The sequence below is a fragment of the Algoriphagus formosus genome (genome assembly GCF_002807035.1).
Classification (GTDB): domain Bacteria; phylum Bacteroidota; class Bacteroidia; order Cytophagales; family Cyclobacteriaceae; genus Algoriphagus; species Algoriphagus formosus.
On record NZ_NIUC01000006.1, the window covers coordinates 17380 to 36213 of the forward strand.

Here is an 18834-nt window from a genome sequence, read left to right on the forward strand (position 1 = left end):
AAGACCCTTTCTGCCCCCATTTTTTAACAGTGTAAAACGAAGAAAACGATGAAGAAATTTTACTATATACTCGCCATTGGACTTTTGATGTTTGGAATGAATTTTCAAGCAAAGTCTCAGACCAGAAAATACGTTTCCAACTTTAGCCATTTTCAGAGCTATTTCAATCCCGGCCTGACCGGCTATGAGGGAAGTGCGGTCAGAGGCTTTGTGCGAAACCAGTGGTCGGGCATTGAGGGAGCTCCGAGAAGCTACTTTGTGAGTGCGGAGCTGGATTTTGGGGAACTGTCAGGAGAGATGGATCCAGCCTTGATGGGTAAGAATGCATTATCGGTAAACATGCTTCAGGATACTTATGGCGCTTTTAGAGAGACCGAATTGATTGTGTCCTATGCTTCTAGAGTAAGATTGACCGAGAAGCATAATCTGAGGTTGGGTGCGGGTGTGAGTTATCAGAACATCCGCCTTGACGGGAATGCCTTGACTTCGGAAGACCTGAACGACCCCACCTTGGGTCAGTATTTGGGTGGCTTCTCTGATATGCAGGTGGTAGACTTCAATATTGGATTAGCTTTGACCCACTCCAAGTATTACCTCTCTTACGGCATGCATCGAGTAGGGGGAGGGGCGATCATCTCCGGGGATGAGTTTATTGACAGCTATCCGGCCTCCAGTATCATTCAGGGAGGCTATCGGGAAGCCTTGAGTCCCAATGTGGCCTTGATTTTCAATGCCTATTACCGAACACAGAAAGATGTCAACGACAACTTTGAGCTAAATCTGAAGACCTTGCTGATGGATAGGTTTTGGCTGGGTGTGGGCACGCGTGTGAACAATGCGACCAATCTACAGATGGGTATTTTGACCAAACGACTGCGAATCGGCTACCTCTTTGAGTTTCCGGTGGGTGGAGATTACAACTTGCCGGGTAATACCCACGAGTTCACGGCTGTTTTCAATCTGTTCAGAGACAACACTCGAAGAACAGATAATGAGGTGTTGATTTGGTAGAGGGTGTTTTTTAGAAATGATTTAGAATTTAAATCGTAGTAAAGAAATGCAAAAAAGATTAGTATTTGATTCTGTCTCGCTTTTTTGTCTTTCAACTTTAAGATAAGCTGTGGCTTTGTATGTTTTTTAAATTTAGATCTGGATATTTTTCTATTTGGTTTAATATGAAATCCATCTTAAAGTAAAGAATGGACAAAGCGCTGCCCTGCGGGTGGATTGCCCACCTTCGGTCGGCAGGTCCACTCGCCTTGTTCTTTACTTCTGTAGAATTAGTCTATTCCTTGGGATCAGGTGTCTGACTGAAGGTTTTATGATGGCAATTGGCTGTAAAGATCGAAACACTCCACTGATGCTTGTGTACATCGATCCCAATGAATAACTTAGGAGAAACTTCGGTGTCCATGATATCTTCTTTTTGGTTCTATTACTCTTACGAGCCAGAGAATATCATGGGAACTATACGTAATGCGGATGAAAGTGCTGATATGAAAGTAGTTAAATTAAATTAATCAAGTGCTAAATGGAAATGTAAGTGCCTTGAAATCCCGCACTACGCATAGCCGAGCCGGTGGCAATAATTAGTAACAAAATTCTAACTTTAAAGACAAATAGAAAAAAAATAATGAAAGTTGCTCTTTATATTACATTAGGAATTGTAATAATAGTTATCGGATTTTTTGTTTGGTTTTTTGTTTTCTTTCTTCACGTACCTGAATTGAATATTCCTGAAAATTCAAGTGAAAAAGAAAAAATAGTTTTAATTGACAATTGGTTAGAAAAACTTAATTCTCAAAGAAAATTTAATGGTGGAATTCTTATAACAAAAGATGGCGAACCAACTTTGGCAAAAACATACGGTTTCACTAATTCCAAGAAAACAGAAAAACTAAATAATAATTCTTCATTCAGACTTGCTTCAATCTCAAAACAGTTTACAGCGAGTGGAATTATGCTGTTAAAAGAAAAAAAAATAATTAATTACGACGATTTAGTTTCAAAATACATTTCAGATTTTCCATATGACAGTGTTACCATTAGAAACCTATTAAATCAAACTTCTGGAATACCAGATTCTTATTTAGATTTAGCAGAAAAAGCAAAAGATGAAATTGGAATTTTAACCAATGAAAAAGCAATTCAACTAATCGTAAAGAATAAACCAAAAGCCAATTTTCAGCCTAACGAAAAATTCGAGTATTCTAATACAAACTATATAATTTTAGCAAGAATAATTGAATTGGTTTCTAACCAATCCTTCGAGAACTATATGAAAGATAATATTTTTTTTCCACTAGGGATGCATGATACAAGAGTTTGGAATTTAATTTCAGACGATAAAACGTTTAAAGGAAAAACCGATGGATTTGAGGATATAGCTGGAGAAACCCGAGAAATTAAACCAACATTTGTAGATGGCGTTGCCGGAGATGGTGCTGTTTTTAGTAGTATTAATGATTTTGTAAAATGGGATAAATTTTGGTACGGAAATAAACTTATTAGTGATGAAAACCTAAAAGAAGCCTTTATAAGACCCACCCTACATAATGGAGAGAAATCAAATTATGGTTTTGGTTGGGTAATTATAAATGATGACGTAGTCATGCACAATGGAGCTTGGTTAGCAGCGAATACATACTTTGTGAGAAACACAAAAAAGAAAACCAGTTTTGTGCTTTTAGATAATTCGTCCAATTTATTTTTTGATAAGATAATTGGAAGTATAAAATAACTATTGCCAACAACGGCTTCCATGAATAATCAAAAGTTCATTTTCTAGCATTTTTTCTTCGTTTAGCCTGCCAGATGTTCAGGCGGGGCTGTTTTTACCTACCAGAGGCAGGCAGGCTTGATTGCCTGTTTTTTGGCCTGCCAACTTAAAGCAGGACTGATTGGTCTCAGTTTCCGTTTAGTTTAGTAAGTGCTCCAGCCCCATACTATAATAGAGTTCCTGATTATTGGACTCAAATCCCGATAGGCATCGAGATTGAGAGGTCTGGAGCTTTTTGACGGGCTTGATCCGATGGTCTCAGCCACGGACTAAGTGGAATATCCTATTTGGTAAGGTTCACCGGTTTTTAGGACATGATATATTCTTGACAGGAGTTTTCTTGCTATGATAACTATGGCTCGTTTGCCGGTATGTCTTTGCAATAGTTCCTCGTATCGATTCAGCATCACCGGATCGCGTTGCACAGTGGTCCAGGCACATTCGATAAGCGAACTCCTCAGTCCCTGATGATGGCGATAAGTCATGTAGCCTTTTCGGTCTGATTCACGGCTGGAAGGAAGGCAAAGTTCATGGTTTTCAAGCTTGGGGTAATTTAGCCTTCTCTATTTTGGAATCTATTCTTGTTCAGGTAGTTTTTGGATCAGGTTAAAAGAGTCTTTTTTTGATTTTTTGATTTCTTTTTCTTGTTGGGTTCTTTTTCCTGCTTTGTCTAAAAGAGCTCTAGTTCCCGATTATTTTAAATTTTTTGGCATTGCCCTGTAACAAATGGGGGGGGGTCTTTTTCCAAGAAGAAAAACAACTAATCTGAATATGAAATCGACACGATTGAAATTATCATTAAACAAACAGGGTAATGCCCCGATATGTCGGGGTTAATCGTCAAAGATTCCGTGTGACCACTTAAAAACAATAATAAACACATGAAAAAGATACTATTTCTACTAATCGTTTTTACAGGGTTTCAAAGTATCCTGCTGGCCCAATCGGCTATTTCTGTGAATACTTCGGGCCAAGGCGATCCCATTCTTTTCCTTCCGGGGTTTGCTACTCCCGGTGAGGTTTGGGAACCTGTTATTACGCAGCTTCCTGATTACCAGTCACACACGGTTACCTATGCTGGATTTGGAGGAATTGCTCCTGTAGAAATGCCCTGGTATAATAAATTAAAAATTGATCTGATTGAATATGTAAAGAATAAGCAGCTTAAAAAGCTGACTATAGTAGGGCATAGTATGGGGGGCAATCTTGCCTTAGACTTAGCGTCGAGTCTTCCGGAAAATGTGGTTAAAGTCTTGGTGGTTGATGCACTTCCCTGTATGCGGGAGGTTATGATGCCCGGTGTACCGGTAGAAGCATTGGCTTATGAAAGTCCATACAATGAACAACTCCTGGGCATGGATGAAGCTGCCCAAAGTAGCTATCTTGATCAAATGACCAAGAATATGATTTCTAATCCACAAGATCAGCTTCAGGTCAAATCTTGGATGATGGCTGCTGATAGAAAGACTTTCGTGTATGGCTATGTCGACCTTCTTAAATTGGACAGTCGTCCTATCCTTTCTTCGATCAAAGCCCCTGTACTTTTACTAGTCGCCGGCCAACCATATGGTACTGAAGCAATCGAAACGATGAAAAAGCAATATGAACAGCTTCCCAATAAGGCCTTTGTGCTTGCCAAAGACAGCCGTCACTATGTGATGCTTGATCAGCCAGAATGGTTTAATCAGCAACTTAAAGCTTTACTTTCGCAGTGAATCATTCCAACCCTTTAAGCTTCGAGGAGCTCTACCAGGCACACTACCGAATGGTAATGCAGCTTTGCCTGGGCTTTGTCAAGGGAGATCAGGACCTATCCAAAGACCTGACTCAGGAAGTTTTTATACAAGTATGGAATGGGTTGGACCGATTCAGACAGGATTCTTCATCTAAAACCTGGATCTACCGAATCACAGTCAATACTTGCCTGAATTACCTCAAAAAACAGAAATCTCAGGAGAATCGAATGGCTGAAATTCTGAGAGGCCAGGAGACTTTGGATGAAATTAAATTAATGGAAACTGATCCGGGAAAAAGGCTTTTTGAAGCCATGGGTAAACTTCCTGAAATAGACCGTTTGATTACCGGATTGCTTTTGGAGGAAGTTCCACAGGATGAAATCGCTGCCATATTGGGTATTTCAGATGGTAACCTCCGAGTTAAAATCCACCGAATCAAACGCAAACTCAAAAAATTGATCGATCATGAATGAATTAGGAAATATATTAAAATCAGGTTGGCAAAGTTCCATCTTAAACATACCAACACCTCCTCCTATGGAGGAACTCATCAAAGAGGCCAAACGCCTGAATAGGGAAAGCTATAAGTTTCAACGCAGCACTTTGCTGATTTTAGGTTCTACTTTTCTGATGATGTGCTATTTCTTACTCTTTTATTTCGGTTTTCGGGATACGGTAAGTCATATCGGCGTGGGGGTGATGTTGGGGTGTTTCTTTCTGAGAATTATGCTTGAAGCATATAGTATGTTTCAAAGTAAGAAAAAGGATGCAGGGCAGGCTGCCATTGAGAACCTGGAAACTGAGAAAAAGTATCTTCATCTTCGACTTAGGATACACGGCTTTTGGACCTACCTAACTCTGGGGGGCTATACCTTGGGATTTATGCTACTACTGCCAGAATTCTCCCTGTATATCAGTTCATTTTGGATGGCAGCCTTGGTTTGTTCTTATTTTATTCCTGGAATTATTCTCACCCTCTTGATTAGAAGAAATGTGCTCAAAGAGATCCGGGAGTTGAGAAGTGTGGTGGAAATCAAAGCCAAATTGCTGGAGTAAACATTTGCTAAAAGACTCGCTTTCAAGTGGGCTAAGTGAAATGGCCTAATTTGTTTGTAAGGTTTAGACAAAGGTGATTCTTATATTAGTTTTCGAAAGGAATGGGATGAAAGTTTAATTAACTATATATTGGATATTATTGAATAAGAGTTCTTCAATTAGCTCTTTGTAAAAATCATTTATGCCCTCACTTAAACTTTCTAACGCAGATTGCCTGGAGCAAGAAATGCAGTGGTTTCAGGAGCTGCTGCTTTTGCGGGGTAAAATTACCTTTGAGCAAAGTCAAACTGAAGCTGAGCTTGAAAAAATCCAGTTACCTGATTTTTCAGGTTCCGATTCAACCTATGCTCAATTAGTTGCGCGGCATCAGATGGGCTTGGAAGAGCGATTGGTTTTGCTTTTGGCTTTGATGCCTCATGTCAAACCTCACTTGCTGGATATTCTCCATATCAAGAACCAGACCTATGATATGCCTTTCACAGAATTTGGGGGTATTAAAGGGGAGAAGCACCGGGGTTTTCTTCCAACTGGGGAGACAGCAGTTTTCCTTTTAGCTGGGTCAAATCTGGAACGGAGATTTGAATTGATCCGACTCTTTGATCCTTCGCATTACTTCGGGAAGGAGGGGATTCTTGCTTTAGAGCATCATTCAAAAGATGAACCTTTTCTGAGCGGAGTTTTAAAAATATCCAAAGAGTATTTGAGTTTGTTAACTACAGGTGAGGTATATAAGCCGGATTTTGATGGTGATTTTCCCGCTAAACGTATCCACACTGATCAGGAATGGTCAGATCTGGTAGTAGGAGAGGAAGTTCATCAAGGGATCAAAGAAATTCAGAATTGGTTGCTTCACGGAAGACGATTGAAGCGTGACTTTCAGTTTGGAAGAAGAATCAAGCCTGGGTTTAGAGCCTTGTTTACCGGTCCTCCGGGCACGGGAAAGACTTTGACAGCCACATTATTGGGCAAAGCCTGTCATCTGGATGTCTATCGGATTGATCTCTCGCTTGTGGTATCCAAATACATCGGTGAAACTGAAAAAAACCTTTCTCGTGTATTTGACTTGGCCGAGAACAAGAATTGGATTCTGTTTTTTGATGAAGCGGATGCACTTTTTGGTAAGCGAAGCCAAACTTCGGATTCCCATGATCGCTACGCCAATCAGGAGGTTTCGTATTTGTTACAGCGGATTGAAGATTTTGATGGATTGGTTATTCTTTGTTCGAATTATAAAAACAATATCGATGAGGCTTTTTTTAGGAGATTTCAGCTGGTTATTGATTTTGAATTACCGGACTTCTACCAACGGTTGAAGGTCTGGGAAAATGCACTTCACGGGGAATTTGAATATGAGTCAAGCATAGACTTGCGGGAATTGGCGGAACAACAGGAGTTGAGTGCCGCCGCTATCGTCAACGTGCTTCATTTTTGTCTGCTCAAATCCTTAGCAAGAAATGAGAAGAAAATCAGACAAAAGGATATTATTCAAGGCTTACGTTTAGAGCGGATTAAAGAAGGAAAAAGTATTGTCGGTTAAAAGGTACTGATTCGCAAAAAACAGGAAAAATTAGTGTTCACGTAGCTGATTATTTTTGGACCAGATATTCAATGGTGATATCATCATTTTTTGTCCCTTTGCTTTTTTGAAGTTCGGATATAAGTTTTCTAAGGGATTCATTTTCTGTGTTCACACGATCCAAAACTGCCTGCATTTCAACAAGTTTTTTATTGCTTTTCAATAGCTCTTTTTCAAGAAGGGTATTTTTGTCTTGACTTTTTTTGAGCTTATCCTCGAGTACTTCTTTCTCAAAATCAAGCTGTTCTACATTTTTTTGTAGAAAAATTTCCTTTCGCTTGAAATTGTTTTTAAGGATGAAAAACAGTACAAAGAGAAGAATATAGAGTATAAAAAACAAAATAGAGTACATATTACAATAAATGACTGAGCCGAATAATTGTCTAATCTAAGAAGTAATTTTATAATTTTATTTGGGGTAGCTTGAATTATTAATATTTTTTCTAAATTAAAAAAACATTGAGAAGAATTTTCAAGGCCAGTTAATACGGTGTTGAATTTTTTAAACCCCATTTAATCTTTTAGGTGAGATGATTGATACATTACTGGCACATGTCAGAGAACTTTTAAATCAGAATTTTAAAAATCAATATGGCTTCACAGATAACAAAGTCGTTGTCTCTTCATTATTGGATAATTCAGGGGCTATTCCTGCAGAATTGGAAGACCGGATAATTTGCTTTCTTTTATCAGTAGAAGAAGAAACAACTCTTCGAAATAAATCTCCGAGACAATCGGGTGGCGGCTCCGGTTTTTTGGATAAATCCTCCCCGCTTTTCTTAAACCTACACCTGGTTTTTTGCGCCAATTTCAAAAGCAAAAACTACCTGGAGGGATTGAATTATATATCTCAGATCCTCAGTTTTTTTCAGCATCAAAAAGTAATGAATCCTGGCAGTATACCCGGGATGTCTAAAAGAGTGGAAAAGATAACTTTTGAGCTATGCAATCTCAATTATGATAATATCAGTCAGGTTTGGTCGGCCATAGGTTCCAAATTACTTCCTTCCGTGATTTATAAAGTTGGTTTGGTAGTCTTTGATGATACTCCTATTAAAGGAATCACTCCGGCGATTTCCTCTACCGGTGCTGAGAATTCTAATTAAGTATGAATCAGCAATTCTTTCATATCGCCAGCGTCAATGTTGTTCATGAATATTCAGGAGAAGGATTATTTAATGGGCTATCTTTTTCACCTACAACTGAAGCCAAATTGCTTGCCCAAAATTTAAACATAGTCTTTAAGCCATTCTCGGGTGGTTTGCATATTCTTTCGGCTGCTCCCGATTTGTTGCAGGGTGAAGAAGCTAAGCTTTGTTTTGATGTATTTAACTCCAATCCGCTCTTTTTTAATTTCACGGATTTCGGAGGGTCCTTTAGGCCTGACTTGCGGGTTTTTTATTTTTCAATCGATCCTGAGAGATCAGATAGGGGGAATTTACATCAAGGAGATTTTGTGTCTTTGTCAGATGGTTTAGAGGTACTTCAAAAGCATGGGATTAGGGATTTGCAGTCCCGATTAAATGGAGGAGAGATCAAACTTTACGATGAAGATCATCAAGAGGTGTCGATCATAGAATTCAATCGGTTTTTTTCCGGTGAATCTTCTGTTTTCATGGTAGAGGGACAGGAGGGGAGAAAGACCTATTATAAACCTTCATCCAAAATGGGCAAGACACCTTTTGGGCTGTTAACGCTAGAATGCTCTGAGCTTTTTAATTCCTTTAAGCAATCCGAAGTACCTGTTCAATATACCATTCGCTTTAAATCCCAAAAGACAATTTGGCGCTATGTGCTGTCGGATGATATCTACGAAAAATTTAATCGATTGTCTATAATTGATACTCAAAATCAGGATTTTCTCTTTCATGAATCTGAATTTCAGATTCAGGGAGATCGAAAAGTCAGAAGTTTTGAATCACAAACTGCACTTCCTTTTTTAGAGAATGTTTCTCCAAAGTTCCAATTGGTTGAAAAGGTGAATGGGGGAGAGGATTTGAAAGTAGTCATTAAACAATTGCCGAAAGCTAGTCCTGAGGTTTTGAATAGAAAAGCCCCAAATGACGATACAATAGTTTCACAAATTTTTATTTAATCAATTTCTAACACTAACAAACACAAAAATTATGGCACAAAACCTCATGACTCCCGGAGTTTACATTGAAGAAAAAAATGCATTCCCGGGTTCGGTTGTCGAAGTGGCTACTGCTATTCCCGCCTTTATTGGGTATACAGAAAGAGCTTCGAAAAACGGCAAATCCCTTGTAAACAAGCCTACCAGGATCACATCATTTGCTGATTATCTGGAGTTATTCGGGGGAGCATTCAGTCCGAGATTTACACTTTCGGATCCTCAAGACGGGGATAGAAATCTTGTTTCCCTTGCGGGTGGTGATAAGACAATCAATTACAAGGCTAATCATCTGGTTTATCTATTCAACAGTATTCGCTTATTCTTCTCAAATGGTGGAGGAACCTGCTACATCGTTTCAGTGGGAACCTATGCCGGAAAGGATGGGATAGAGATCAAAAAAGATGATTTATTGGGTACGGGCACCGACGCCAATGGAAAAGCAGTGGAAGGAGGTCTATTAAAGCTTGTCAAGGAATTGGAGCCCACTATGGTAGTCATCCCGGATGCCGTTGCTTTAGGGGAGGAGTCTTATGAGGTTTACAAGCAAATGCTTGCTCACTGTGCCAAAATGCAGAACAGAGTAGCCATTCTTGATATCTATGACGGATATAACAGCCGGGAAGATGGTGAGGATGATAATATTAAGGTATTCCGTGAGAAAATCGGTACTGAATACCTGAGTTACGCAGCTGCTTACTATCCATGGTTGGAAACCAATGTGGTTCAGAAAGGGGAGATAACCTTTAAGAACTTTGATGAGTCGGTTGCTTTGGGGGATATCCTGCCAGAGGCAAGAGCCAAAAGCCTCATTGAAGCTTTTCCGAAGTCAGCCGATGAATTCAAGGAGCGCTTAAAAGCCGACCGACCGGATATATCTGATGAGGATTTGGAGTCTGTCCTTCCCGGCTACATCAAAAATAAAGAGAGCAATCATCACTTGGGGCTATTGGCTACCAGTCCGACGTATTCTGCCCTTCTGGACGAAATCAGAGCCATCATGAATCTGCTTCCTGCAGCTCCGGCGATGGCAGGGATCTATACCATGGTGGATAATAGCAGAGGAGTATGGAAATCCCCTGCCAATGTGGGTCTGAATTCAGTTGTCAAGCCCGCTGTAAATATTACTCATGATCAACAAGAGGATCTGAATGTCAATGCTTTATCTGGGAAATCAGTAAATGCCATTCGAACCTTCCCCGGAGTTGGAACTTTGGTTTGGGGTGGTAGAACACTGGATGGAAACAGCTTGGACTGGAGATATATCAACGTCCGCAGAACTATGATAATGTTGGAGCAATCCATCAAATTGGCGTTGCGGGCTTATGTTTTTGAGCCAAATGATGCCAATACCTGGGTGACAGTAAAAAGTCTAATTTCCAATTTCCTTGTCGAAAAGTGGAAGCAAGGAGCTTTGGCAGGTGCCAGTCCGGAGGATGCCTTTGATGTGCAGATTGGATTGGGTTCTACCATGACCGCTCTGGATATTTTGGAAGGTAAAATGTTGATTACCGTCAAACTAGCGATCGTAAGACCAGCTGAATTCATCGTGGTCACATTCGAGCAACAAATGCAAAAATCTTAATTCATTCACTTTAAATAAATAACCAATAAATACTATAAATCATGGCAGGAGAAGCACAAGACAGCAATTGGCCATTACCCAAGTTTTATTTTTCAGTAGACTGGGGTAGTACCACCGATATACCTTTTCAGGAGGTAAGTGGCCTAGAAATCGAAGCGCAACCTATCGAGTACCGACATGGCAACAGTCCGGTTTTTTCAACCATTAATATGCCGGGTATTGTAAAGAATAATCAGGTTACCATGAAAAAGGGTGTATTTGTCAATGATAATGCATTCTGGGACTGGTACAATAAGATTAAGATGAATACCATCGAGCGTCAGAATGTAGTGATCAAACTCTTGGATGAGTCTGGATCGCCTACTATGACCTGGACACTCAACAATGCTTGGCCTACTAAAATCACATCTACTGATATGAAGTCTGATGCGAATGAAGTAGCGGTGGAATCCATTGTGATTTCTCATGAAGGATTGACTATTGCCAACGGCTAAGATCAATGGGTGAAAACAGTTTCTTTCAGCAAGGATATTCTCCACCGACTGCATTCTATTTCCAGGTGAAATTTCCGGATTTCCCGGAGATGGACAGCAGTTTTCAAGAGGTATCCGGGCTGAAGGTTACCGTCAAGGTTACAGAAAAAAAGGAGGGAGGAGATAATAGCTACATGCATTATCTCCCTTCACCTCCTCAATATTCGGATCTGGTACTCAAGCGCTGTCTGGTCCAAAACTCCAGTTTGGATGATTGGTGTAGAGATGCTTTGGAGGATTTTAAATTCAAGCCTTTAGACCTTCAGGTAATCCTTCTTGGCGCTGACGGCAGCCCCTTGGCTTCCTGGTCTGTTTTCCGTGCGATACCACTTTCTTGGGAACTATCAGCTCTTGGTAGTACGAAAAATGAGTTGGCACTGGAAACCTTGACGCTGAAGTATAAACACTTTAAAAAAGACAGTTAAATGACATTAATTATCAGGCAGTTGGTAATCAGGGGTGAGGTGATTCCTGATTCTGGTCAATTTGATCGCAAGAAGGAAGTTTCTCTTGAAGAAATCCGGGATTTGATCAATCAGGCCAAAAGGGAAATGGAAAGAGAATTGGAGGAAAAGTTTTCCCAAGTGATAGACTATAGCGCCACCCGTTGATATGGATTCAGGGAAATTGACCAAGATGAAAGTCGTGGCTTATAAAAAGCCGGATTTTTCAGAAAAAGTTGGGGAATATGATGTACTGGTCAATCCAGACCAGTATCATGATAAATCTGAATATAAGTATAGTACCAATTCTTCTCCCTCGGGTGTTTCGGCAGAAACAGTCAAATTTCGTGGAGCAGGTACCAAGCAGTTCAGTATGGATTTCTTTTTTGACAGCACCGGTGTGATGTCCTCCGATCCGGTAGATGATCAGATTGATGAATTAAAAGAGCTGATTTATACCTATAACGGAGATATCCATGAACCCAATTATGTCAAAATACTCTGGGGAACCCAATCTCTGTTTGAGGGAAGGTTAAAGGAATGGGATATTCTCTATTCCATGATGGATTTGAACGGAACGCCGTTAAGAGCTGAAATCAAGGCAACTTTCATAGGTTCTGTCCCTGTAAAAAAGAAGGCTGCTCAAGAGGCCAGAAACTCCTCAGATCTTACGCATATCCGGGTGATTAAGGCAGGAGATACCTTACCGGCTATGTGCTTTAAAATTTATGGTGATCCGGGTTATTACCTGCAAGTCGCCGAGTTTAACTCTCTGGATCATATTCGGGATATCCGACCCGGTGATCAGCTTGTTTTTCCACCTTTAGTTTAACCTCCAGTATGGCAGAGCTTTTAACAGAAAATGATTTACCTATTTCCATTGAGATCAAAATCGATGGAAGTTCCCTTCCTGCCACGGTAGAAATCATCGGTGTTTCCATTGTATGGGAAATTAACAGGATCGCCCAAGCTACCTTGAAAATTTCAGATGGTGGGGCGTTTGGTTTGGAAAATGATCCATTTACTAATAGTGAATCAGAAAATTTTGTACCCGGGAAAGCTATTGAGATCGATTTAGGCTATGGAGATGAAAGAAGTCTTTCATTTAAGGGTATTATTACCGGTCAGCGGCTCGTGGTAAGGGGTGAAACTTCCTATCTGTCTGTTACCTGTAAAAACAAGGCATTTAAATTAACCAAGTCAAGAGCCAATCAGGTGATGGAGACTTCTAAGGATTCTGATTTGTTTTCGCAACTGATTTCCAATGCTGGATTAACAGCTGATGTATCTTCGGGTCAGCAATATTCCTATCCACTTTTTCAATACAATTCATCGGATTGGGATTATTTGGTGATTCGGGCAGAAGCTAATAATGCTTTTGTTTTGACTGATCAGGATAAGGTTTCAGTAAAAGAATTCGATTTTTCAGGGTCAGCTGATTATAGCATTCAGGCTGATATGATTGTGATTGATGCCGACTTAGATCTGAGTGGTGAAAATACTTTCCCTGACATTACATTATCCTCTTGGGATCCAAAAACCCAGGCGGTGGTTTCGGTTACTACTTCACTATCTGATAATTTGGAGGTCAGTAATTTAACTGCCAATAAACTTGCTGAGAACACATCAAACCCCGGAATCAATAAATTCACATCCGCTCCTGTGAGTCAAGAAGAATTGATGAGCTTTTCAAAAAGTTGGGTCAGTAAAGCAATACTTTCTAAGGTACAGGGAAAGATTACCATTCTGGGAACGAATAAGCTTAAGCCGGGAGACTTGGTAGAACTCAAAAATTTTAATTCCCGGTTTAATGGAACTGCATTTATTTCAAAAATAGAGCATGATTGCTCAGAAGGTGATTGGAAAACCCGTGTTTTTGTAGGGGTAAACCCTCGATGGCATGCTTCCCTCCCGGGTGTGCAGGAAGAGGATGGTATGGGTTTGCTGCCCGGTGTAAAAGGGACTCATTTGGCCACTGTTAAAAAAATTAATGAGGATCCAGATAACGAATATAGGGTACAGGTAGAGTTATCCTCTTTTCAGGCTGATTCAGGTTCAAATATGCTCTGGGCTAGATTGGCGTTTAATTATGCCTCTAATCAGGCAGGTATTTTTTTCTTTCCAGAAGTAGGAGATGAAGTCGTATTAACCTTTTTGAATGGGGACCCCCGTTTCCCCATTATTATCGGAAGCCTATACAGTTCGAAGAATAAGCCGAAAATAGAACCCGATGCGGATAATACCCAAAAAGCCATTCACTCAAAATCTGGTATTGAAATCCTTTTTAATGATCAAGATAAAGTTCTTACCATCAAAACTCCTGCTGAAAACACCTTCATACTAGATGATGAGGGGAAAAGCATTACCCTAAAGGATTGTAATAACAACGAATGTATCATGGATAATACGGGTATTAAACTCAGTAGTGCAAAAGATATCACATTGAATGCCGAAGGTAAAATTGATATCAAGGCAGTGACTGGAATAAATCTGGAAGCTTCTGGAGGGGATATCAAAGGAAAAGGTATGAATGTGGATCTAGAAGCAGATGTATCTATGAAGGCTGCAGGAAATGCTTCTGCTGAGTTTTCAGCCTCAGGCACTACGACAGTTAAGGGAGCAATGGTCATGATAAATTAAAAAATATGCCACTAGCAGCACGATTAACCGATATGCACACTTGCCCAATGCAAACTCCCGGGCTACCACCAATCCCTCATGTAGGAGGCCCTGTCGTGGGTCCCGGTATTCCGACGGTTTTGATAGGAAAACTTCCAGCAGCTGTGTTAGGCGATATGTGTGTTTGTGTAGGTCCACCTGATAGTATTGTTAAAGGATCTGCGACAGTGATGATTGGCGGGAAACCTGCCGCAAGAATGGGAGATACGACCGCACATGGTGGCTCCATAGTATTAGGATGTCCCACGGTAATGATAGGAGGATAAAATGGATGACTCTACTAAAACATTTCTGGGAAATGGCTGGGCATTTCCACCTGCCTTTGAGATGGACTCGAAGTGGGTGGCTATGGTTTCTGCGGAAGAGGATATCCAACAGAGTATCCGGATTATTCTGGGTACAATACCTTCAGAGCGTGTCATGGATCCCAAGTTCGGCTGCGATCTTTTATCCTTTGTATTTGAAACGGATGACCCCACTTACCTGACCTTGCTTCGAGATACGATCAGTGATTCGCTTTTGTATTATGAACCCCGGATTAAAGTGAAGGAAATCAGGTTTGGCAAAGAAAAGTTACATGAAGGGATATTACTGATCTACATAGACTATACGGTTATCATCACTAATTCCAGGACCAATATGGTTTACCCATATTATTTCAAGGAAGGAACCAATTTGTAAATGAAAAACGGGATCAATCAATCTGGAAGAATGCTGCCTGAATTGGAGCCCACTTTTGTGGTGCCGGATGAGCGTTCTTTGCTTGAGTTGGTTCAATTTACGTTGGAGTATGCCGAATCTGTAGCCTACTACGATCTGGAAAAAAGGCCTATAGGTAACTGGAGACCATTTTTACTCCATGATCCGATTTTTATTGTAGGACTGATTGCTTCCACTAATCTGGATGAATTTAAGTCCATTCAAGAGGACTTGGATATCAAATGGGGAGGAATCGGAGAGCCGCCTGCCCAGATTAGAAGAGAAATGTCAGTCAATCTTTTGGCTATGATAAAGAAGCTATTCTATTGGGAAGGCTTATTTGATGCTTGCCATTATTCAGGTCCAATCGTCAAGGAAATCCGAAATGGGCTACAATTTTTGGAGCCTGTAATTTCTGATTCTCTAAAAGCTCAAAAAAAATATAGTCAGAATGATTTTCAGGCAGCGGGTATCTCATTGAGTTATTCCGGAAGATCTACTGAAAACAGTATCAAGGAGAACTTCAAGACAGCCTATAAAAATCTGATGTATATCACAGAATTTGCGGCCCTTCGCTTTGAAGAGATGATAAAAAATCCAAATGGCGATCTACAACCCCATCTGGGCTTATTAATCGCCGGGTTAAGACTTTTTCAGGAGGTCCAAAAGGATATAAACACCTTGACTGAAAAGCATTTGGACTTTTATTATCAGCGTTTATTGAACCAGATTCCAAAACACCCCTTTCCCATTGAAGTATTGGCTGGTCTTATCCCCAAGCCAGGGGCAAAGTATCTGCCTGAAAATTCCAGTTTCAATTTGGTTTTCCCTTCGAAAAAAACAGTGGCCATGGAAAACCCCTACGCTAGTGAATTGAGCAAGGGAAAAATAGCTGAACTTCGAACGCTGTATAAGAGTGAATATTATCCGTTTTCATCGGGAGATAAGGTAGGAGAGTTTTCACTTAATACCATTTATGATCAGGTTCTTGTCAAGGGAGACGGAAAACAAGAAATAAGCTTTCAAGGCAATCAATCAGCTGACTTCCCTTTCAGTTTGGGGGAAGATTTAAGTAAAAAAAGTGGTCAAGAACGAGCACTGACAAGTAGCCAATTAGGCTTTGTTATTTCATCTCCAGTCTTGCTTGTGGAGTCGGGGATTCATTTTTTCAAAATATCAATTGAATTATCCGCTTCCTCCAGCCGTAATTTCAACAATTTTATCTCGGAGCTCCTAGTATCCAAAGAGCGGTTTATGGATCATTCTCTCAAGCCGGAGGAGGAGGAGCAAAAAAGTTTTACCCATAGTTTTTTGAATGAGGCTTTCACTGTTTTTCTGAGCACTAGTGCGGGATGGACCCAGCTTAATTATATTCAGGTAGAGTTCGTTTTTACTGAGAATCTTTTAATTTTTAGATTGGAGCCTGAAGGGGATGAAGAATTACCCTTTCCCTTTACCGCAGGAATACATGGAGAACAGGCTGAAAGTCCTTGGCCTTCTCTGAGGTTTCTTATTAATAATACGGCCCATTATCCTCCATACAAAGCTTTGAGCCTCTTTGAAATTGTCACCATGGAAATCCATACGCTTTCCAAAGGGGTGAGCAATGGGTTTGAGCTTTATAATCAGGGTGGTAAACTTGATTCATCTGCTCCTTTTCTCCCATTTGGATCCTTACCTACCAAGGATTCCTATTTGAAATTATATCATCCGGCAGTCATTAACAGGTATCTTTCCCGACTATCTCTCAATCTGACATGGCTTGGACTTCCTGAAGAGCGCAATGGTTTTGCTGATTATTACAAGGCCTATCCAGAGCCTATTACCAATCAGACTTTTAAGGGACAGGTAGGGATAAATTCTGATGCCTATATTGAAAATGATGAGGACTCTGAATTAGATCAGGAGTTTTCTTTTTTCGATGAGATAGAGAAACCCGACGGAACATATTTGTCCACTAAAAAAGGCATTACGCTTAATTTGGATTTGATGGATTTATCCGTTCTTCCTGTTCCTACTCGATTGGAAAAGATTTCACAACTTCTTTATTTATCAATTCGAATCGCTGCTCCAAAACCCTTTGTATTTGGGCATGAACAATACACCAAGGTTTTCGCTGATCTTTCATTTTACAACAGCCGATTCCCCAAAAGGAAAAAAGACTTACCTCAACCAGCCTATACACCCTATCTTGAAAAAATTGAATTTACCTACAGCAATTACACCAAGGAGAATTTTACCCGGAAAAGTGACGGAGAGCAGGAAAGTATTCGCTTTCACCATATTTTTCCATTCGGGTATACTCAGGTATTTCCGGCTTCCCGTTCCACAGGATCTAGATTGGTACCCCAGATAAATGGAAGGGGGAATTTACTCATTGGATTGACTGATTTGGAGGCAAATCAAATTATCAATTTGGGTTTCAAACTTCATCCAGCATATTTTATTCATACGATTACCAAAGCGCCTGCTGTGCGGTGGGAAATTCTGGAAAAAAACCAATGGCTTCCTTTGGGTAATTTGATTTTGGAAGATACCACCCATGGCATGCTTCAATCTGGCATAGTAAAGATCAAACTTCCCTCAATCCTTGATGATTGTAATACCCGCTTGTCTTCCGGCAAAGTATGGTTACGAGTCAGTAATATTGGAAGTAAGGATATCAATAGTAGACTGATGTCCCTATTTGTCAATGCTGTTCTTTTGGTTGAAAAGAAAGGGGTGGAGGATATCGAAATGAATTTCGAGGAGATTCATCAGTCTCCACAATTACTGTCAAATGCAAACAGCCTCTTAGATGGAGTATTGGGGCCATTCCATTTGAAAATCCCGGGTCTAAAAAAGACCCCACAGCAAGATAGAGTTCGAATCAGTGAACAGACCCGACACCGGGGAAGAGGTGTAAGCACCTGGGATATCGAACGCTTGGTTTTGGAGCATTTTCCTCAGATTGGACGAGTGATGGTCTATGGTCGAAGTGATTTTCCCCTCCAATTAGTCAAGAACAGTAATATTCAGGTAGTGGTAATTCCACATACCCCGCTGCTATCCAAAAGTAGAGAGGAGGGGTTTCGAGCTCCATTTGAGCTTCTAAATGAAATCAAGCGCTATCTACAAAAGTTTATTTCTCCTTTTTCTAGGTTGGAGGTTTCCAACCCTGTCTTTGAAAAACTGAAGGTCCGCGCCGCCGTACAGTTTCGATTCATCAATCAGGCAGGATATTATCGGGATAAGCTCGAGCAGGAACTCATTGAATTTCTATCACCCAATCCGGGAGACTTTCAAAAAGAAAAAGGCTTTATTCGAGCTATTTATAAGGCAGAGATACAGAATTTCATTGAATCCCGTCCCTATGTTGAATCCATCACAGCCTTTTCAGTCCTTCAAATTGTTGAGGTTCAGGGAAAATACAAAATCATAGATACCGCTGAAAATCGAAGAATTGAGCGCTTAAGAACTATCAGTCCCTATGCCATTCTGACTTCTGCATCTTCCCATCAGCTTGAAATTACAAGTGATCTGGCATTGAAGGATCCTGATCTAGCCAGTATTGGGGATCTTTCCATAGACTCCGATTTTATTATTCATTCCGTGAAACCAAACAAATCCTGAAGCTT

General features: G+C 40.3%; 19 protein-coding genes and 1 pseudogene. 17 read left to right on the plus strand and 3 right to left on the minus strand.

Features of this window, described 5'->3' with window-relative positions:
- The first annotated feature begins 48 nt into the window (after positions 1-48).
- Entirely contained in the window at positions 49-1011 is a 963-nt protein-coding gene (locus tag CDH51_RS19530) for a PorP/SprF family type IX secretion system membrane protein (RefSeq protein WP_100630259.1), read from the plus strand.
- A gap of 274 nt (positions 1012-1285) precedes the next feature.
- Here CDH51_RS19530 and CDH51_RS20370 read toward each other — a convergent pair whose 3' ends face one another.
- Entirely contained in the window at positions 1286-1414 is a 129-nt protein-coding gene (locus CDH51_RS20370) for a hypothetical protein (protein WP_262494527.1), read from the minus strand.
- Between the two features lie 219 nt (positions 1415-1633).
- Between CDH51_RS20370 and CDH51_RS19540 the strand changes: the two genes are divergently transcribed.
- A complete protein-coding gene (locus tag CDH51_RS19540; RefSeq protein ID WP_100630260.1) occupies positions 1634-2740 on the plus strand; it encodes a serine hydrolase domain-containing protein in 1107 nt (368 codons plus the stop codon).
- A gap of 308 nt (positions 2741-3048) precedes the next feature.
- Here the strand turns inward: CDH51_RS19540 and CDH51_RS20150 are convergent.
- Positions 3049-3279, minus strand: a pseudogene (locus tag CDH51_RS20150) (hypothetical protein); the annotation flags it as partial.
- A gap of 381 nt (positions 3280-3660) precedes the next feature.
- On the opposite strand from CDH51_RS20150, the gene CDH51_RS19545 reads away from it, so the two are divergent.
- The 4 genes from CDH51_RS19545 (at position 3661) to CDH51_RS19560 (ending at position 7108) form a co-directional block, all read left to right on the plus strand.
- Positions 3661-4494 (plus strand): alpha/beta fold hydrolase, encoded by an 834-nt coding sequence (locus CDH51_RS19545; RefSeq protein WP_100630261.1) that lies wholly within the window; start codon positions 3661-3663, stop codon positions 4492-4494.
- The gene (locus CDH51_RS19550; RefSeq protein WP_100630262.1) at positions 4491-4988 is read left to right on the plus strand and encodes an RNA polymerase sigma factor; all 498 of its coding nucleotides are present in this window, start codon (positions 4491-4493) and stop codon (positions 4986-4988) included. Before CDH51_RS19545 ends, CDH51_RS19550 begins: the two co-directional genes overlap by 4 nt.
- A complete protein-coding gene (locus CDH51_RS19555) occupies positions 4981-5571 on the plus strand; it encodes a hypothetical protein (protein ID WP_100630263.1) in 591 nt (196 codons plus the stop codon). Before CDH51_RS19550 ends, CDH51_RS19555 begins: the two co-directional genes overlap by 8 nt.
- A 181-nt stretch (positions 5572-5752) precedes the next feature.
- Positions 5753-7108, plus strand: a complete 1356-nt coding sequence (locus CDH51_RS19560; RefSeq protein WP_100630264.1) for an ATP-binding protein — start codon at positions 5753-5755, stop codon at positions 7106-7108.
- A 49-nt stretch (positions 7109-7157) separates the two neighbouring features.
- Here the strand turns inward: CDH51_RS19560 and CDH51_RS19565 are convergent, their stop codons facing one another.
- Positions 7158-7499: a hypothetical protein gene (locus CDH51_RS19565; RefSeq protein ID WP_100630265.1), complete on the minus strand. Its 342-nt coding sequence runs from the start codon at positions 7497-7499 to the stop codon at positions 7158-7160.
- 178 nt (positions 7500-7677) lie between these two features.
- Between CDH51_RS19565 and CDH51_RS19570 the strand changes: the two genes are divergently transcribed.
- The 11 genes from CDH51_RS19570 to CDH51_RS19620 are packed head-to-tail and all read left to right on the plus strand — an operon-like array spanning position 7678 to position 18829.
- Positions 7678-8253, plus strand: a complete 576-nt coding sequence (locus tag CDH51_RS19570; protein ID WP_100630266.1) for a DUF4255 domain-containing protein — start codon at positions 7678-7680, stop codon at positions 8251-8253.
- A 2-nt stretch (positions 8254-8255) separates the two neighbouring features.
- The gene (locus tag CDH51_RS19575) at positions 8256-9242 is read left to right on the plus strand and encodes a dihydrofolate reductase family protein (RefSeq protein WP_100630267.1); all 987 of its coding nucleotides are present in this window, start codon (positions 8256-8258) and stop codon (positions 9240-9242) included.
- A 31-nt stretch (positions 9243-9273) separates the two neighbouring features.
- A complete protein-coding gene (locus CDH51_RS19580; RefSeq protein ID WP_100630268.1) occupies positions 9274-10863 on the plus strand; it encodes a phage tail sheath family protein in 1590 nt (529 codons plus the stop codon).
- A gap of 41 nt (positions 10864-10904) precedes the next feature.
- The gene (locus CDH51_RS19585; protein WP_026948145.1) at positions 10905-11357 is read left to right on the plus strand and encodes a phage tail protein; all 453 of its coding nucleotides are present in this window, start codon (positions 10905-10907) and stop codon (positions 11355-11357) included.
- A 5-nt stretch (positions 11358-11362) separates the two neighbouring features.
- Positions 11363-11821, plus strand: coding sequence for a phage tail protein (locus CDH51_RS19590; protein ID WP_100630269.1), 459 nt, complete (start codon positions 11363-11365; stop codon positions 11819-11821).
- A complete protein-coding gene (locus tag CDH51_RS19595; protein WP_100630270.1) occupies positions 11822-12007 on the plus strand; it encodes a hypothetical protein in 186 nt (61 codons plus the stop codon).
- A 1-nt stretch (position 12008) separates the two neighbouring features.
- Positions 12009-12671 (plus strand): CIS tube protein, encoded by a 663-nt coding sequence (locus CDH51_RS19600; protein ID WP_100630271.1) that lies wholly within the window; start codon positions 12009-12011, stop codon positions 12669-12671.
- 8 nt (positions 12672-12679) lie between these two features.
- Complete coding sequence (gene vgrG, locus CDH51_RS19605) at positions 12680-14479, plus strand: type VI secretion system tip protein VgrG (RefSeq protein WP_100630272.1); 1800 nt, start codon at positions 12680-12682, stop codon at positions 14477-14479.
- A gap of 5 nt (positions 14480-14484) precedes the next feature.
- The gene (locus CDH51_RS19610; RefSeq protein WP_100630273.1) at positions 14485-14784 is read left to right on the plus strand and encodes a PAAR domain-containing protein; all 300 of its coding nucleotides are present in this window, start codon (positions 14485-14487) and stop codon (positions 14782-14784) included.
- Between the two features lies 1 nt (position 14785).
- Entirely contained in the window at positions 14786-15199 is a 414-nt protein-coding gene (locus tag CDH51_RS19615; RefSeq protein ID WP_100630274.1) for a GPW/gp25 family protein, read from the plus strand.
- Complete coding sequence (locus CDH51_RS19620; protein ID WP_100630275.1) at positions 15200-18829, plus strand: hypothetical protein; 3630 nt, start codon at positions 15200-15202, stop codon at positions 18827-18829.
- The last annotated feature ends 5 nt before the right edge of the window (positions 18830-18834 follow it).

What these genes read in the sequence shown, in the direction of transcription:
- CDH51_RS19530 (WP_100630259.1), top strand. Translation starts at nt 49, where the DNA reads ATGAAGAAATTTTACTATATACTCGCCATTGGACTTTTGATGTTTGGA.
- CDH51_RS20370 (WP_262494527.1), bottom strand. Translation starts at nt 1,414, where the DNA reads ATGGACACCGAAGTTTCTCCTAAGTTATTCATTGGGATCGATGTACAC.
- CDH51_RS19540 (WP_100630260.1), top strand. Translation starts at nt 1,634, where the DNA reads ATGAAAGTTGCTCTTTATATTACATTAGGAATTGTAATAATAGTTATC.
- CDH51_RS19545 (WP_100630261.1), top strand. Translation starts at nt 3,661, where the DNA reads ATGAAAAAGATACTATTTCTACTAATCGTTTTTACAGGGTTTCAAAGT.
- CDH51_RS19555 (WP_100630263.1), top strand. Translation starts at nt 4,981, where the DNA reads ATGAATGAATTAGGAAATATATTAAAATCAGGTTGGCAAAGTTCCATC.
- CDH51_RS19560 (WP_100630264.1), top strand. Translation starts at nt 5,753, where the DNA reads ATGCCCTCACTTAAACTTTCTAACGCAGATTGCCTGGAGCAAGAAATG.
- CDH51_RS19565 (WP_100630265.1), bottom strand. Translation starts at nt 7,499, where the DNA reads ATGTACTCTATTTTGTTTTTTATACTCTATATTCTTCTCTTTGTACTG.
- CDH51_RS19570 (WP_100630266.1), top strand. Translation starts at nt 7,678, where the DNA reads ATGATTGATACATTACTGGCACATGTCAGAGAACTTTTAAATCAGAAT.
- CDH51_RS19575 (WP_100630267.1), top strand. Translation starts at nt 8,256, where the DNA reads ATGAATCAGCAATTCTTTCATATCGCCAGCGTCAATGTTGTTCATGAA.
- CDH51_RS19580 (WP_100630268.1), top strand. Translation starts at nt 9,274, where the DNA reads ATGGCACAAAACCTCATGACTCCCGGAGTTTACATTGAAGAAAAAAAT.
- CDH51_RS19585 (WP_026948145.1), top strand. Translation starts at nt 10,905, where the DNA reads ATGGCAGGAGAAGCACAAGACAGCAATTGGCCATTACCCAAGTTTTAT.
- CDH51_RS19590 (WP_100630269.1), top strand. Translation starts at nt 11,363, where the DNA reads ATGGGTGAAAACAGTTTCTTTCAGCAAGGATATTCTCCACCGACTGCA.
- CDH51_RS19595 (WP_100630270.1), top strand. Translation starts at nt 11,822, where the DNA reads ATGACATTAATTATCAGGCAGTTGGTAATCAGGGGTGAGGTGATTCCT.
- CDH51_RS19600 (WP_100630271.1), top strand. Translation starts at nt 12,009, where the DNA reads ATGGATTCAGGGAAATTGACCAAGATGAAAGTCGTGGCTTATAAAAAG.
- vgrG (WP_100630272.1), top strand. Translation starts at nt 12,680, where the DNA reads ATGGCAGAGCTTTTAACAGAAAATGATTTACCTATTTCCATTGAGATC.
- CDH51_RS19610 (WP_100630273.1), top strand. Translation starts at nt 14,485, where the DNA reads ATGCCACTAGCAGCACGATTAACCGATATGCACACTTGCCCAATGCAA.
- CDH51_RS19615 (WP_100630274.1), top strand. Translation starts at nt 14,786, where the DNA reads ATGGATGACTCTACTAAAACATTTCTGGGAAATGGCTGGGCATTTCCA.
- CDH51_RS19620 (WP_100630275.1), top strand. Translation starts at nt 15,200, where the DNA reads ATGAAAAACGGGATCAATCAATCTGGAAGAATGCTGCCTGAATTGGAG.